The following is a 14,535-nucleotide window of genomic DNA, read 5'->3' on the forward strand; positions in this document are numbered from 1 at the left end:
AGGGCCTGGTCCGCTGCCCGTATCCTCGTCTCCGAGATTCGCGCCCGCCGCGGCAACGTGACTGTTCCTGCCGATTGGCGGGTCGTTGGTCATTGCCCGACCTGGTGCGCTGGTGACCACCGTTGCGCGGTCCTTGCGGGCAGCCCTGCCGGCGAGCACCGCAGCAAGACCATCCTCTGGCGAACCCCGTACGGCAGGCTCTCGGTCATCGCGGTGCAGGACGCGATCGGCCACCGGCGCGTCGAGCTGGGCGCCTCAGTCGAGCTGGATACCCGGTACGCCACGGACACCTCACACGTGCTCGTGCCCGCGATCGACCTCGTGATCCGCGCGGTCCTTGCCGGACAACCGGGCCGCACGGTTCCGATGCCGAGGCAGGCGCGGGAGGTACGCCCATGACGGCACCCACCCTGCCCGGCATCGCACAAGACGACTCACCACGACCAGGCTCGCGCGCCGCAAGGCTCGCGCTGCCTATGAGCGTCAGCGTCCTCAAGGACATGTGCGCCGAGTACGGCGTGTGCCTGGGCCCGGTCAGCCTCCGCCGCACGGACCTGGAGACCGGCCAGACCGAGGTCATCGACCTGCCGTGCGGCGCGACTCGGGAGGACAAGTGCGCACCCTGCGCCAAGCGGGCTCGGCGTCTGCGTCGCGTCCAGATCCGGGAGGGCTGGCATCGGACCGCCGAGCCAACCCCCGCACCTGAGCCGGCCACGCCGGCGCAGCGTGAGCTGATCGCGGTACGGGCACACTTCGAGCTCGCCCGCGACGAGGCGACCCGGGCGGCCCAGTGGGACCAGGTCGCCGACCTGGACGAGGCCATTCGTGAGGTAGAGGAGTGCATCGCCGCCGAGGGCCTGCGCGGCCGGGTCGCACCGGCCCACGACGAACCGCGCCGGCGCGTCCGCTCCACCAAGCGGCGGCAGGATGCGCCCGACCTGCCGCGCCAACGGGTAGAGCGGCGGACAGTCGGTCGGATTTACACGGCGCCGGACGGCAGCGAGTACCGGCCGTCCATGTGGCTGTCGCTGACCCTCGACTCGTACGGCCGGGTCCGCAACGACGGCACCCCGGTCGACCCGGACACCTACGACTACCGGCGCGCCGCCTGGGACGCCGTGAACTTCCCTCGGCTGCTCGACCGGTTCTGGCAGAACCTACGGCGCTGCGTCGGCTGGAACGTGCAGTACGCCGGATGTGTCGAGCCACAGCGCCGACTCGCCCCACACGCCCACTTCGCGATCCGCGGCACCATCCCGCGCGCGGTGCTGCGCAAGGTCGCCGCCGCGACCTACCACCAAGTGTGGTGGCCACCCGTCGACCAGCTCGCCTACACCCTCGACCGGCTACCGGTCTGGGACTCAAATGCATGGGTCGACCCGGACACCCGCGAGCCGCTGGCCACCTGGAGCGAAGCGCTCGACACCGTCGATGAGCCGGCCCACGTGGTCCGGTTCGGTGCCCAGGTCCATGCCGAGGGCGTCACTGCCGGGACCACCCACGCTGACCGGACGATCGGCTACATCACGAAGTACATCACCAAGACTGTCTCCGACTGCCACAAGCCAACCACCGACCGGCAACGCGACCACCTCGACCGGCTCTGGGCCGAGCTGCGCACCATCCCGTGCTCGGACCGGTGCGCCAACTGGCTGCTCTACGGCATCCAACCCAAGAAAGCACACGGCAAGCTCCGCCCGGGTCGCTGCAAGGGACGCGTCCACCAGCGGGACACGCTCGGCATCGGCGGCCGGCGCATCCTCATCTCCCGCGACTGGTCCGGCAAGACCCTCGCCGACCATCGCGCCGACGCTCGCGCCTGGGTCCGCCACCTCCTGGGCGTCAGCGTCACGGCGGAGGAAGCCGACCCGGCGTCCACTGTCGACCAAGACGGGCCGAAGCCTTACGGCTGGGAGTACGCCCGCCCCGACGACCCGGACGTCTCACCGCTGCAACACCGACTCCTCCGCGCACTCTCCCGGCGCATGCAATGGAGATCCGCACTCCTCGCCGCCCGCGATCGGGCCGAGCAGGACTCGCCCACTGTTTCGGCAACCGCGACGGGGAGGAGGAGAGCGCATGCCGGAGGAGCTGTTGACCGTGCGTGAGGTGATCGCGGAGCTGCGGGTCTCGCGGTCCACCTGGTTCTACTGGCGCCAGACCGGCAAGGGGCCGCGCGTGATCAAGCTCCCCAACGGTGAGCTGCGCGTACGCCGGTCGGCTCTTTCCCGATGGCTCGGCGACCTGGAGGGCGACCGGGCATGAAGAGCTACGAGATCAAGATCTGGGAGATCACGGCGCGGAAGGATCGCAAGTCGCGTCCATGGCGCGTGCGCTGGGCGGTGGCCGGCGAGCGGTTCGAGGAGCTGTTCCGAACCAAGGCTCTCGCCGACTCGTTCCGCTCCGAGCTGGTCAAGGCGGCCAACGCTGGCGAGCCGTTCGACACGACGACCGGGCGGCCTGCCTCCGAGGCCCGGGCCAGGAACACCACGACCTGGTACGCGCACAGCCGCACATACGTACAGATGAAGTGGCCCCGGGCTGCGGCGAAGTCGCGCCGCGGGATCGTTGAGGCGTTGACCCAGGTGTCCATGACCCTGAGCAGGGCAGGTAAGCGTGGGCGTCCGGAGGACGAGGTGCTGCGGAGGGCGCTGTATATATACGGCCTGAACCCGCGCCGCTGGTCCGAGGAGGTGCCGGCGGAGTACGCGGCGGCGCTCGCCTGGCTGGATGGCGCGTCCCTGCCCGTGGTCGACCTGGATTCGGCGGCGACGGTGCGGCGCGTGCTCGACGGGCTGTGCCTCAGGCAGGACGGCAAGCCGGCGGCGGCTGCGACCGTCGCCCGCAAGCGCGCGGTCTTCTACAACGCCGTGGGTTACGCGGTCGAACTGGAGCTGCTCGGCGCCAACCCGATCGACCGCGTGCAGTGGACGGCGCCAGAGGTCGCGCAGGCCATCGACCGGCGGGTGGTCGCCAACCCGGTGCAGGTGGCGGCGCTGCTCGACGGGGTGCGTTCTCTCGGCAAACGCGCCGAGCGGGTCGTGGCGTTCTTCGGCTGCCTCTACTACGCCGGCATGCGCCCATCAGAGGCGGCCGATCTGCGGCTCGGCGACTGCGTGCTGCCCGGCAAGTGCCTCGACTGTGGGGCGACGACGGATAACGCGCTGACCCCGGCGTGCGCTCACGACAAGATCGAGCATCAGTGGGGCAAGGTGACGCTGGCGGAGACTGCGCCGCTTGCGGGCTCGCACTGGACCGATGACGGGCGGCCGTACGAGCGGCGCGGGCTCAAACACCGGGCGCGCAAGGAGACTCGATCGGTCCCAATCCCTCCGCGGCTGGTGCAGCTGCTCTGCGAGCACGTGAAGAAGCACGGGACCATGCCGGACGGCCGGTACTTCGGCGGGCTGCACGGTGGGCCGCTGGCCAGCTCGATCTACGACCGGTGGTGGAAGCTCGCTCGGGAGAAGGCGCTGACTCCGGCCCAGGTCGCGTCGCCCCTGGCTCGGCGGCCGTACGACCTGCGACACGCGGCAGCCTCGCTTTGGCTCAACGCCGGTGTGCCACCAACGGAGGTCGCCCGGCGACTCGGTCACGGCGTGGCAGTCCTGCTCCGCGTGTACGCCAACTGCATCGATGGGGGAGAGGACGGCGCCAACGACCGGATCGGCGGCGCGCTGGGATGATCCGGCGCCCACTACTTCCGTCTCTGTTGTTTGAGACGCGGCCGCAACTTGCGGCCTAGTCACCTGACTAGGCAATCTCGCTCGTAGCGGCGAAACTTGTCGGAGGCTACCGCTACGGTAGCCCCAACCTAGAAGGAGGCGACCATGGCTACGGACACCCAGACGGACCCGGCCGCCACCGTGGATGAGATGACCCCCGAGGAGCAGCGTGCCCTCCTTGAACGAGAGGCGCGGCGGAACCTCAACATGAGTGCCGACGAGTTCGCAGCGAAGTGGCGTGCTGGTGAGTTCCAAGGCAACGAGGACCCGAAGGTTACCCAGGTGGCTATGCTGCTCCCCGATGCCTGGTAGCAGCCCATATGAGGCGTTCGGCGCCTTCGTCGGGCCCCTCGGTGAGGCGTTGAGCTGTGTTGTGCGTGGGAAGATCACAGCCTCTGCCGGCGGCAAGAACGATCTGAACAAGGTTCACGAACTCCACCTCACCGGTATCGCGGGTGATGGTTACGTGCGGCTACGTGGCGATCGACGGATCGAGATGCGTGCACGGATGTTCTACGAGATCATCAGGGATCCCCGCCCCGGCTACGGTCCGTTTAGGATCACAACGAGGGGCTACGACTACTCCCTCCGTACGTCTGACGGCTTGGCCGTGGTCGACTACCACTGGCATCCGTTGGGTCAGTCCCACGAGAAGGACCCACACCTGCACATCGGTGCCGCTCAGCTCCGTCCTGATTCTGTCCTGAGCAACAAGGACCACCTGCCAAGCGGGCGGATCACTGTGGAGAGCGTCGTCCGGGCCGCCATCGCGTCTGGGGCGACTCCGCTTCAGCCCGACTGGGAGACGCGACTCGCCGGCACGGAGTACCGCCATGTGCTCCACCGCTCCTGGCACTGAGGCTCCCGGGTGGGTGTGGGCGGATCGTGGGCGTGGGCTTGATCTGCCCTACGGCCTGGTGGAGAAACACCAGCTCACCGGCCCTGTAGCTAGTTCGAACCCGGGCCCTCTGTAAATCCGTCGCGAAAGCTTCAGAGGTTCGAATCCTCTACCCGCCACACCTAGGGAATAACGGCCCCGGACCAGCCTGAACGCTGGCCGGGGCCGATCTTGTTGTATCCGCCGCCGCGCGGGTCCGTCCGGCGTGCCTCCTAGGTCTCTCGCGTACCGGCCCCTGCGGCCGATGATCTCTACGTAGTTGGTCCGGTGCTCAGGGATGCGCGGACCGTCTGGGCTGTCTCGACCTGACGCGAAGGGCGCGCTGTGGGGCCTCGCGGCGTGGTCATGCTTTAGGCTGATGTGCTCATCAGCCATTCGGCTTGATTGGGGCAAAGTGTCGGCGCTCACGTAATTCCCCACCTGTAGCGGTCTGACGCTCACGTAATTCCCCACCCGCTCGCTCACCTAATTCCCCAGGTGAGGCGCCTGGGCGCCTAGGGCTCCCAGTGGGGTGGTCCTCGCGATCTTGAAGAGTTCTCCCTTGTCCGGGTGACGGGTGAGGGAGCTGATGGCGAGGAGAACGTTCGACGTGGTCGATGTGACCGAGATCTTCATCCACTGGTACGCGGGCCGGTCGATCAGCGAGGTGGGCACGTCGCTGGGTGTGGATCGTAAGACGATCCGCAAGTACCTGGCCCCGGCGGTCGCGGCTGGGTTCGTGCCGGGTGGGCCGGCGATGAGTCAGCAGGACTGGGCGGCGCTGGTGACGCGGTGGTTCCCTCAGTTGGCCGATACCCGGTTGCGGCAGGTGACCTGGCCGCAGATCGCTAAGCATCACGAGTACATCACTGCCCAGCTGAAGTTGGGGGTGACGCAGGCGACGATCCACCAGCGGCTGCGGGACGAGCACGGCCTGACCGCGTCGGTGGCGTCGTTGAAGCGGTATGTGGCGGCGAACCTGCCGGAACAGGTGCGCCGGGACCGGGTCGTGGTGCTGCGCGATGAGACGGACTTCCCGCCGGGTGAGGAGGCCCAGATCGACTACGGGCATCTGGGCCATTGGGTAGATTCGGCGACCGGCAAGCGGCGTCGAGTGTGGGCGTTCGCCATGGTCCTTGCGTGTTCGCGGCACATGTTCGTGCGGCCGGTCCTGACCATGGATCAGCGGGCCTGGACCGAGGCACACATCGAGGCGTTCGCGTTCTTCGGTGGCACGCCGCGGCGGCTGGTGCCGGACAACCTGCGCACCGGGGTGGACAAGCCTGACCTCTACGACCCGAAGATCAACCGCTCCTATGCTGAACTGGCCGCCCACTACGGGGTGCTAGTCGACCCGGCCCGACGCGGCAAGCCGCGGGACAAGGCCCGCATCGAGCGGCCGATGCCGTATATCCGGGACAGTTTCTGGCGCGGTCGCCAGTTCGCGTCGCTGGAGGCGATGCAGGCCGCTGCGACCCAGTGGTGCGCCGAGGTCGCCGGCCGCAGGTCCTGCCGGCCGCTGGGCGGTGCGGCGCCGGCGTCCGTGTTCGCGGCTGTCGAAGCAGAAGTGCTGCAACCGTTGCCTGGCAAGGCGTTCGCGTTGGCGACGTGGTCGACGGCGGTGGTGGGACCGGACATCCACGCCAAGGTCGGTAAGACGATCTACTCGGTGCCGTGGCGGTTCATCGGCCAGCGTGTCGACGCCCGCGAGACACCGCTGGTGGTCCAGATCTTCCACAAGGGACAACTGATCGCCACGCACGGCCGCAAGCCACAAGGCAAGCAGACCGACTTCGGGCACTATCCGCCCGAGAAGATCGCGTTCCGGATGCGGACGCCGACCTGGTGCCGCACCCGCTCCGCCGAGATCGGCCCCGCCTGCGCTCAGGTCATCGCCGGGCTTCTGGAGGTCAACGCTCTGTTCCGGCTCCGCGCCGCGCAGGGCGTGCTCGGACTGGCCGACAAGCACGGCACCGCCCGTCTCGAGGCCGCCTGCACCAAGGCGATCGCGGCTGGCGACCCGTCCTACCGCACGGTCAAAGGCATCCTGGTCGCCGGCGCCGAGACCGACCCGCCACCACCGTCCGCTGGTGACGGCGGCGCCGCAGCGCACCTGCACGGCCCTTCGCAGCTGTTCGCGAACGTCATCCCCCTGCCCACCCCGAACGTCACGCTCGACATGGACACGGTCATCGCGGACGACGACCGCGGCGACGCTGGTGACGACGAGCAGCCCAGCGCCGCAGCGGGAGTGCTGGCATGACCGACCAGACCACCACGGCGACGGCGCCGCAGCCGGCCTACCCGCTGCCCCAGCCCGGCGGAGCAGATCCCCGGTTCACCTACGGCCTGCTGCACGACGTCGCCGAAGTGTTGCAGCGCAACGGTTTTCCCCGCCCGGCCGGCACCGACTGGGCCGACCTGATGGCCGCCCTGCACCACTTCCTCTACCAGCCCAAGGAGACCTCGTGACCATCGTCGACACCGCGCTGCACGACAGCCTGCGCGCGTTGAAGCTCTCCGGCATGCTGCACACCCTCAACGCCCGCCTGGCCCAAGCCCAAGCCGGCGAGCTCGGCCACCTGGAGTTCCTGCAGGTGCTCTGCCACGACGAGATCACCCGCCGGGAAACCATGGGCATGCAACGCCGGCTGCGCCGCGCCCGCTTCGACCAGACCACCACCCTGGAGGAGTTCGACTTTCACACCAGCCCGAAACTGCCCGCCGCGCAGATCCGCGACCTGGCCGCGCTGCGCTGGCTGCAGGCCGGCGAGTCGGTCATCCTGCACGGCCCGGTCGGCGTCGGCAAAACCCATATAGCGCAAGCCCTCGGGCACCTCGCCATCCGCCGCGGCGCCGACGTCCGCTTCACCAAAACCAGCCGCGCCCTAGCCGACCTCGCCGGCGGCCACGCCGACCGCACCTGGCCCCGCCGCCTCGCCGAGCTCGCCCGTCCCGCGTTGCTGATCCTGGACGACTTCGCCATGCGCGAACTGACTGCCCAACAGGCCGACGACCTCTACGAACTCATCTCCGAACGCGCCCAGGCCGGCCGGTCCTTGATCGCCACCTCGAACCGGTCACCGGCCGACTGGTATCCGCTGTTCCCCAACCCCGTCGTCGCCGAATCGCTGCTGGACCGGCTCATCAACACCAGCCACCAGGTCTTCATGAACGGACCCAGCTACCGCCCCAACAAACGACCCGGCCGAGCCGGCTCGACAACACCGACCGGCACCAAGTAGAACATCAACCGAGGGCCACACCCTGGGGAATTACGTGAGCCCAGACCCGGGGAATTCCGTGAGCGACGACAGGGCAAAGCCGCATCCGAGTGGTTTCTCGTTTGGGTTTGCATATGCGCGGCCCGTCGCAGCTTTACTGCTGAATCGGGAAGTGGATTCGCGTTCCAACGCCGAATGTCGTCGTGCCAGAACTGTGCCGCTACAAAACGGGTAGATGAATGTCGTTGCTTACGCGCCGGTTGCCGAATAGGGTTTGATAAACGTCAACGATTGAGCAGATGCAACCGGCGGTCCGGGAAGTTCGGATGATGAGGGTCCCGCTGGGTTCAAGATCCACTTGCTCCAGGTGGCGCTAGCTGCGGGGAAGGCCAGCGCAAGGTGGGGCGAGGTAGGTCGAAGGTGAAGGGCGGGCAAGTGCGGACAAAGGTGATGGAGTGTCATAGCCCACAAATCCCACACAAAGCGAGCGACGCCCTTACAGCAAGCTGGGAAAATCCGTCCTTTCTCAACTGGTTCTGGACACTGGCTGGGTGCCGTGAAATCTTGCACGAAGCGCCGTTCCTAAAGTTCAGCTAAGTTTTCGGTCAGCCGTTCAGCCATGTTTTTCGCGCAGTGTGGTTCTAAGCCGTCGATCAGGATGTGTCTGCGGCCCGGGGTGTGGCACGATCAGGTCACCCCAAAAGTTCGCGAGTCACATGCGGTTAACCCGACGGGAGCGTTCAATGCGTGCACGTAGACTGAGCCGTCTAGCTGGCTTGGTCCTGGCGCTGGCCGTGACCTTCGGCGCAGCCCATTGGCTTGGCGGCAGCGGAGGCGGCTTCAGCACCATGGAGTACGACTGGAGCGGGCCGCTCCTTGAGTACGACTGGTCCAGCTTCCCCCTCCCCTGAGCCGCATGACCTCGCGGCAGGCAGCGAAGCGGCGGTCGGCGGAAAACGCCTGGTTGATCACAGGCCCCCTGGCGATCCTGGCTGTCGTAGTTACGACCGGGCTCGCCATGGTCGACGACTCGGTGAGCGTCGGCGACGCCAGCATCGCGGCCCTACTTCTGGCGATCTCGGTGGGCGCCGAGGTCGCGATCTTGCCGTTTATCGTCCGACGGCACGGTGTGATCGTCGCGATCAACGAGATTCCGCTGGTCCTGGCGTTCTTCTACTTGTCGCCGCCGATCGTGGTGCTGATCTTCTTCGTCGGTGCGGTAATCAATCAGTACCACCGCCTGCTCCGGCGCCGGCTCGCACCGGTAAAGCTCTGGTTCAACGTGGCCAAGTCCGCCGCGGCCACGGCGCTCGCCGGTGCGGTGCTGCTGGCCCTCCCGCCGATACAGGGCGTAGGCCCGGGCACCTGGGGCATCCTGTTCGCCGCTGTCGCCACCTACACGCTTGTCACGTTCATCGCCGTGATCGGCGTCTTCGCGATCGTGCAGGGGCTGGCGGCCGCCCGGGAGGTGCTCCGCACCGGCATACGGACGCTGGTCATCACCGTCGGGGTCAACGTCGCGGTCGGCCTGATCATCCTCATCGTGCTCAGGGTGACCCCGTGGTCCGCGCTGCTGGTGCTCGGGCTGGCAATCGTGCTGGCGGTCTTCTACCGGTCGTACGCGCAGTTCCTGGGCCAGCACCGCACGCTTTCCCAGCTCTATGACCTGAGCCGGGCGATCGGCAACGGTGGCCAGGAGAGTGGCCTCGCTGACGATCTCCTCTTCCGGGTGCGTGCTCTCATGCAGGCCGAGTACGCCACCCTGTGGCTGCCTGCGCAGGGCCGGCACCCGGAGGTGCTGCTCTCCGCCCGGATCGACGACTCCGGCCTGCTCGACATCGCGCCGACCCTGCCGCTGGCCCGCAGCAAGGCGCAGGAGAGCGGCAGCACCGTCGCGGTCACCCCGCAGTTCGAGACGGACGAGGGGCTGCGGCGGGCCCTGCGCGAGAGCGGCGTCAAAGACGTGATCGTCACGCCTCTCCGCTCCGGCCAGGCGGTGATCGGCACGCTCGAGGTGGTCAACCGGCTGAGCGACACCGGCCACTTCACAACCGGTGACGTCCGGGTGCTGGAGACGATCGCGGCGCACGCTGGCGTGGCGGTGGAAAACTCGCGGCTTGTCGACCGGCTGCGCTACGACGCGTACCACGACGGGCTCACCGCCCTCGCCAACCGGCGGCGGATCACCGAGGCGCTGGAGGAGTCGGTCGTCGTGCGGGCGCCCGGCGAGGTGGTGGCGCTGCTCCTCTTCGACGTCGACCGGCTGCGCGACGTCAACGAGTCGCTCGGCCACGCGGCCGGCGACAAGCTGCTCGCCGAGGTCGCCCGCCGGCTGCGCGCGACCGCACCGCCCGCGGCGCTGGTGGGGCGGGTCGGCGGAGACGAGTTCGTGGTGACGCTCCGCTCCGAGAGCATCGAGGCGGCCGCCCAGCTCGCCGTCGACCTGCGGGAGCAGGTGCGCGACCCGATCGAGTTCGGCACGCTCACGCTCGACGTCGACACGGCCGTCGGCGTTGTCGTACACCCGGATCACGGCACCGATCCCGCGACGCTGCTTCAGCGGGCCGACGTGGCCGCGACCGTCGCGAAGTCGGTGCCGGGTGGTGTCCAGCTCTTCAGCGCGGGTCTGGAGTCGCGGTCGGTGCGCCGCTTAGAGCTCGCCGGCGACCTGCGCCGCGCGCTCGACAACGACGAGCTTGAGGTCTACTTCCAGCCCAAGGTCACGCTGTCCGACCGGCGGCTGGTGGGCGTGGAGTGCCTGGCCCGCTGGGAGCACCCGGCGCATGGCGCGGTCTCGCCGGAAGACTTCGTGGCGGTGGCCGAGCACACCGGCCAGCTCGGCCGGCTCACCGAGGCGGTGCTGAAGGAAGGGCTGCGGCGCTGCCGGGAGTGGGCCGACGCGGAGCGCCCGCTCGCCGTCGCGGTCAACCTCTCCCCGCGTACGCTCGTGGACCCCGGTTTCCCCGCCCGCGTCGACGCGCTCCTGCGGGAGTATGGCGTGGCGGCCGAGCAGGTCACCTTCGAGATCAAGGAAGACGGCGTCACCGGGGGGCCCACCGACCGCCCGCTGCCCACGCTGCGGCGGCTGCGCGAGATCGGGGTGCGGCTGTCGGTCGACGACTTCGGCACCGGCTACTCCTCACTCTCGTACCTGCGTCGCCTGCCGGTCCACGAGGTGAAGATCGACCGCTCGTTCGTGCAGGGCATGGCGACCGACGCCGGCGACCTGGCGATCGTGCGCGCTGTGGTGGCGCTGTCGCTCCAGTTCGGCCTCACGGTGGTGGCCGAGGGCGTGGAGAGCGAGCTGACGCTCGACCTGCTCAAGGAGATGGGCTGCGAGATCGGCCAGGGCTTCCTCTTCAGTCGCCCGCTGCCGTACGAGCGGCTGGAGGCGTGGTTCGGCGCCCGCACGGAGGCGGAGCCGACTCCCCTCGGCGAGGTCCGCCGCCTCCGCGCTGTGACCTAGAGACCCAATCAGAGGGCTACCGCGACGTCCGTCGTGGTCCAGACCGTCGCTCCCGCGGCCTCACCCGCCGCGGTTCACAACCGATCCCGCCTGCCGCCGCCTGCCGGCGGCTGCGTGGGCTTGTGAGGCGGCGGGTGAGGCCGCGGGAGCAGCGGTCCGGACCACCGCGGACGTCGCGGTAGCTCCGATCTATCTTGAAGCCTTTCGGGGCGCGGCGGCCCAGCGGACCCGCAGGCGACACGGCTATCCCGATTTCGTCTGGGGAAGGGCTACGTGTACTCTTACCCAGGCGCACGCGCCCCCTTAGCTCAGTCGGCAGAGCGTCTCCATGGTAAGGAGAAGGTCTACGGTTCGATTCCGTAAGGGGGCTCAGCGGGTCACCTGGACCCACCTCGGCGGTGTAGCTCAGATGGCAGAGCAAGCGGCTCATAATCGCTGTGTCGCCGGTTCAAGTCCGGCCACCGCTACGCACGTAACGGACGCCACTGGCGTCCGCTTCGCTTGTACGGGTATCCTAGTGGGCCGGTAACGCGAAGACCCAGTTGACGAGGAAGGCACTCCGCCGTGGCCAAGGCGACCGACGTCCGTCCAAAGATCACTATGGCGTGTGTGGAGTGCAAGGAGCGCAACTACATCACGCGTAAGAACCGCCGCAACGACCCGGACCGCATCGAGCTGAAGAAGTTCTGCCCGCGTTGCGGCAAGCACACGGCGCACCGCGAGACGCGCTGACGCCGGATAGACCTTAGGTCGCGCGGGTGGGCATTCGCCCCCCGCGCGTTCTCGTTGGCGCCCACCTTTCGCAAGACGGTGCAGGCTTTGGCGGACCGGTGGGACGGTAGGTTCGCTCCATGCCTCTGGACAAGTCCTTCATCGGCCGGACGTACCCGCCGACCGCTCCCTACCAGGTTGGCCGGGAGAAGATCCGCGAGTTCGCGAAGGCTATCGGCGCGACCGACCCGCTGTACCTCGATCCGGAGGCTGCCCGCGCCGCCGGGTACACCGACGTCATCGCGCCACCCACGTTCCCTGTGATCATTAGCATGGCGGCCAGCCGGCAGATCGTCGACGACCCGGCGCTGGGCGTCGACTACAGCCGTGTGGTCCACGGCGACCAGCGCTTCGCGTACCAGCGGCCGGTCGTGGCCGGCGACGAGCTCGTCTGCGTCAACAGCGTCGAAGAGATCTTGTCGCGCGGTGGCCACGACTTCCTGACCACCCGTACGGACGTGAGCACCTCGGCCGGCGAGCCTGTGGTGAGCGTGTGGTCCAAGCTCGTCGTGCGCGGGGAAGGCTGAGATGGACGCGGGGAAGGCTGAGAGGGAAGAGCTGCCCACGCAGACCTACCGGGTGACCCGGGCCGACCTGGTGCGTTACGCGGGCGCCTCCGGCGACTTCAACGTCATCCACTGGAGCGAGCGGCTCGCCACCAAGGTGGGCCTGCCGAACGTTATCGCCCACGGCATGCTCACGATGGCGCTGGCCGGCCGGGCGGTCACCACCTGGGCCGGCGCGCCCGACGCGGTGGTCGACTTCAGCGTGCGGTTTAGCCGGCCGGTACCGGTGCCGGACGACGACGAGGGCACGGAGGTCGAGTTCCGGGGCGTGGCCAAGGGCGAGACCGAGGACGGGCTCACCCAAATCGACATCACCGCGACGTGCCACGGGGAGAAGGTGCTCTCGCAGGCGCGGGCGATCGTCCGCCGTCAGCGTGCGTAGACGGGTGCCAGGTTGGGAATCTCAGGGGCGTACCCGTACACTGGTGCGCCGTGGGGTAGCTACCCCTGCCCGGGCGTGCCTGGGGTGGGATCGCTGCCTACACAGGGGTGTGGCGCAATTGGCAGCGCAGCGGTCTCCAAAACCGCAGGTTGCAGGTTCGAGTCCTGTCGCCCCTGCGCCTAAGGCCTGACCGGCCCCGGGACGGGTCCCGCCGGCTTCGCTGGCCGAGGCTCGTCGCCGGGACCGGTGGGGCAAAGTGTCAAACCACCCCCCACGGAGGGCGAAGTGGCCGAGAGCAAGCGGCGCGGCGAAGAGCCAGCGGACGACGACTTCGACGACCTCGACGAGTCGTTCGACGACGCTGTCGACGACGATGCTGACGACGACGAGGACCAGCCGGTCTCGCGCGGCGGTACGGCCACCCGTGAGCGTCGCAAGACCGAGCCCGCCGATAAGCCGAAGGCGAAGAAGGACGTCACCCGAGTGGGGATGTTCGGCCGGCTTATGCGGTTCTTCCGCGAGGTGGTGGCCGAGCTTCGTAAGGTCATCTGGCCGACCCGCAAGGAGCTGCTGACCTACACCGCCGTCGTGGTGGTGTTCGTCGCCTTCATGCTGGCGATCGTGGCTGGCCTCGACTACGGGTTCGCCAAGGGCGTGTTGTTCGTCTTCGGCAACCAGGAATAGACATAAGACGGAAGTGAGCGAGCGTGCCTGAGTACGACGAGACCGCTGCGGCGGCCGACGAGCAGTCCGCGGTGGCTACCGCCGCCGAGCCGGAGGCGGTCGAGGCCGACAGCGAGCCGGAGTACGCGCCGGTCGCAGAGCCGGACGGTGACTACGACCCGGTGGCGGAGCTGCGGCAGAAGCTGCGCTACGCACCCGGCGACTGGTTCGTTGTGCACTCCTACGCCGGCTACGAAAACAAGGTCAAGACCAACCTCGAGACCCGGATCACGAGCCTCGACATGGAGGACTTCATCTTCCAGGTCGAGGTGCCGACCCGCGAAGAGGTCGAGGTCAAGAACGGCAAGCGCCTCCAGGTGCAAAACAAGGTCTTCCCGGGCTACATCCTGGTGCGGATGGAGTTGACCCCGGAGTCCTACTCCTGCGTGCGCAACACCCCGGGCGTGACCGGCTTCGTCGGTGCGACCGACCGGGCCGACCGCCCCGCGCCGCTCTCGCTGGACGAGGTGCTCAAGTGGCTGGCACCTGCGGTCGAGACCGAGCAGAAGAAGGCCAAGCCGGAGGTCAAGGTCCTCGACTTCGAGGTCGGCGACTCCGTCACCGTCACCGACGGCGCCTTCGCCTCGCTGCCGGCCACGATCAGTGAGATCAACGCCGACCAGCAGAAGCTCAAGGTGCTGGTGTCGATCTTCGGGCGAGAGACGCCGGTCGAGCTCAACTTCAACCAGGTCTCGAAGATCTAAAGCGGTCGTCGTCAGGGCCGGCCTATCGGGCCGGCCCTGCCCACTGGGCACCGCTCCGGACCGTCGCGCTATTCTTTAACGTCGGCCTGTCGGCTGC

At 68.3% G+C, this 14,535-nt stretch carries 15 protein-coding genes, 3 tRNA genes and 1 pseudogene; all 19 read left to right on the forward strand.

Annotated features, from left to right (window positions below):
- Nucleotides 1–213 precede the first annotated feature (213 nt).
- The 19 genes and pseudogenes from Pflav_RS36545 to nusG all read left to right on the forward strand — a co-directional run bounded on the left by Pflav_RS36545 (nt 214) and on the right by nusG (nt 14,438).
- Nucleotides 214–399, forward strand: a complete 186-nt coding sequence (locus tag Pflav_RS36545) for a hypothetical protein (RefSeq protein ID WP_173041222.1) — start codon at nt 214–216, stop codon at nt 397–399.
- Nucleotides 396–2,108, forward strand: coding sequence for a replication initiator (locus Pflav_RS36550; protein ID WP_173041223.1), 1,713 nt, complete (start codon nt 396–398; stop codon nt 2,106–2,108). The genes Pflav_RS36545 and Pflav_RS36550 overlap by 4 nt, the downstream gene beginning before the upstream one ends.
- A complete protein-coding gene (locus Pflav_RS36555; protein WP_173041224.1) occupies nt 2,080–2,265 on the forward strand; it encodes a helix-turn-helix transcriptional regulator in 186 nt (61 codons plus the stop codon). Before Pflav_RS36550 ends, Pflav_RS36555 begins: the two co-directional genes overlap by 29 nt.
- Nucleotides 2,262–3,686 carry a tyrosine-type recombinase/integrase gene (locus Pflav_RS36560; RefSeq protein WP_173041225.1) on the forward strand — a complete coding sequence of 475 codons (1,425 nt, stop codon included), beginning with the start codon at nt 2,262–2,264 and terminating at the stop codon, nt 3,684–3,686. The genes Pflav_RS36555 and Pflav_RS36560 overlap by 4 nt, the downstream gene beginning before the upstream one ends.
- A 144-nt stretch (nt 3,687–3,830) precedes the next feature.
- On the forward strand, nt 3,831–4,037 hold the full coding sequence (locus Pflav_RS36565; protein ID WP_173041226.1) for a hypothetical protein: 207 nt from the start codon (nt 3,831–3,833) through the stop codon (nt 4,035–4,037).
- Entirely contained in the window at nt 4,027–4,584 is a 558-nt protein-coding gene (locus Pflav_RS36570) for a hypothetical protein (protein ID WP_173041227.1), read from the forward strand. Before Pflav_RS36565 ends, Pflav_RS36570 begins: the two co-directional genes overlap by 11 nt.
- A 628-nt stretch (nt 4,585–5,212) precedes the next feature.
- Nucleotides 5,213–6,733 (forward strand): annotated as a pseudogene (istA, locus tag Pflav_RS36575) (IS21 family transposase); the annotation flags it as partial.
- 128 nt (nt 6,734–6,861) lie between these two features.
- Nucleotides 6,862–7,074: a hypothetical protein gene (locus Pflav_RS36580; RefSeq protein ID WP_173032598.1), complete on the forward strand. Its 213-nt coding sequence runs from the start codon at nt 6,862–6,864 to the stop codon at nt 7,072–7,074.
- Nucleotides 7,071–7,847: an IS21-like element helper ATPase IstB gene (gene istB, locus Pflav_RS36585; protein ID WP_173032803.1), complete on the forward strand. Its 777-nt coding sequence runs from the start codon at nt 7,071–7,073 to the stop codon at nt 7,845–7,847. The genes Pflav_RS36580 and istB overlap by 4 nt, the downstream gene beginning before the upstream one ends.
- A gap of 722 nt (nt 7,848–8,569) precedes the next feature.
- Complete coding sequence (locus Pflav_RS36590; protein ID WP_173041228.1) at nt 8,570–8,737, forward strand: hypothetical protein; 168 nt, start codon at nt 8,570–8,572, stop codon at nt 8,735–8,737.
- Nucleotides 8,738–8,742: 5 nt separating this feature from the next.
- Nucleotides 8,743–11,292, forward strand: a complete 2,550-nt coding sequence (locus Pflav_RS36595) for a putative bifunctional diguanylate cyclase/phosphodiesterase (RefSeq protein WP_173041229.1) — start codon at nt 8,743–8,745, stop codon at nt 11,290–11,292.
- Nucleotides 11,293–11,589: 297 nt separating this feature from the next.
- A tRNA-Thr gene (locus Pflav_RS36600) sits at nt 11,590–11,662 on the forward strand.
- Nucleotides 11,663–11,686: 24 nt separating this feature from the next.
- Nucleotides 11,687–11,759, forward strand: a tRNA-Met gene (locus Pflav_RS36605).
- A 97-nt stretch (nt 11,760–11,856) separates the two neighbouring features.
- Nucleotides 11,857–12,024 carry a 50S ribosomal protein L33 gene (rpmG, locus tag Pflav_RS36610; RefSeq protein WP_167925014.1) on the forward strand — a complete coding sequence of 56 codons (168 nt, stop codon included), beginning with the start codon at nt 11,857–11,859 and terminating at the stop codon, nt 12,022–12,024.
- A 119-nt stretch (nt 12,025–12,143) separates the two neighbouring features.
- Nucleotides 12,144–12,590, forward strand: a complete 447-nt coding sequence (locus Pflav_RS36615) for a MaoC family dehydratase N-terminal domain-containing protein (RefSeq protein WP_173041230.1) — start codon at nt 12,144–12,146, stop codon at nt 12,588–12,590.
- A gap of 1 nt (nt 12,591) precedes the next feature.
- Nucleotides 12,592–13,011: a MaoC family dehydratase gene (locus Pflav_RS36620; RefSeq protein ID WP_173041231.1), complete on the forward strand. Its 420-nt coding sequence runs from the start codon at nt 12,592–12,594 to the stop codon at nt 13,009–13,011.
- 103 nt (nt 13,012–13,114) lie between these two features.
- Nucleotides 13,115–13,187: transfer RNA gene (locus Pflav_RS36625), tRNA-Trp, on the forward strand.
- 109 nt (nt 13,188–13,296) lie between these two features.
- Nucleotides 13,297–13,695, forward strand: coding sequence for a preprotein translocase subunit SecE (gene secE / locus Pflav_RS36630; RefSeq protein WP_173041232.1), 399 nt, complete (start codon nt 13,297–13,299; stop codon nt 13,693–13,695).
- Between the two features lie 23 nt (nt 13,696–13,718).
- Entirely contained in the window at nt 13,719–14,438 is a 720-nt protein-coding gene (gene nusG / locus Pflav_RS36635; RefSeq protein WP_173041233.1) for a transcription termination/antitermination protein NusG, read from the forward strand.
- The last annotated feature ends 97 nt before the right edge of the window (nt 14,439–14,535 follow it).

It is taken from the genome of Phytohabitans flavus, assembly GCF_011764545.1.
In the GTDB taxonomy this organism is placed as follows: domain Bacteria; phylum Actinomycetota; class Actinomycetes; order Mycobacteriales; family Micromonosporaceae; genus Phytohabitans; species Phytohabitans flavus.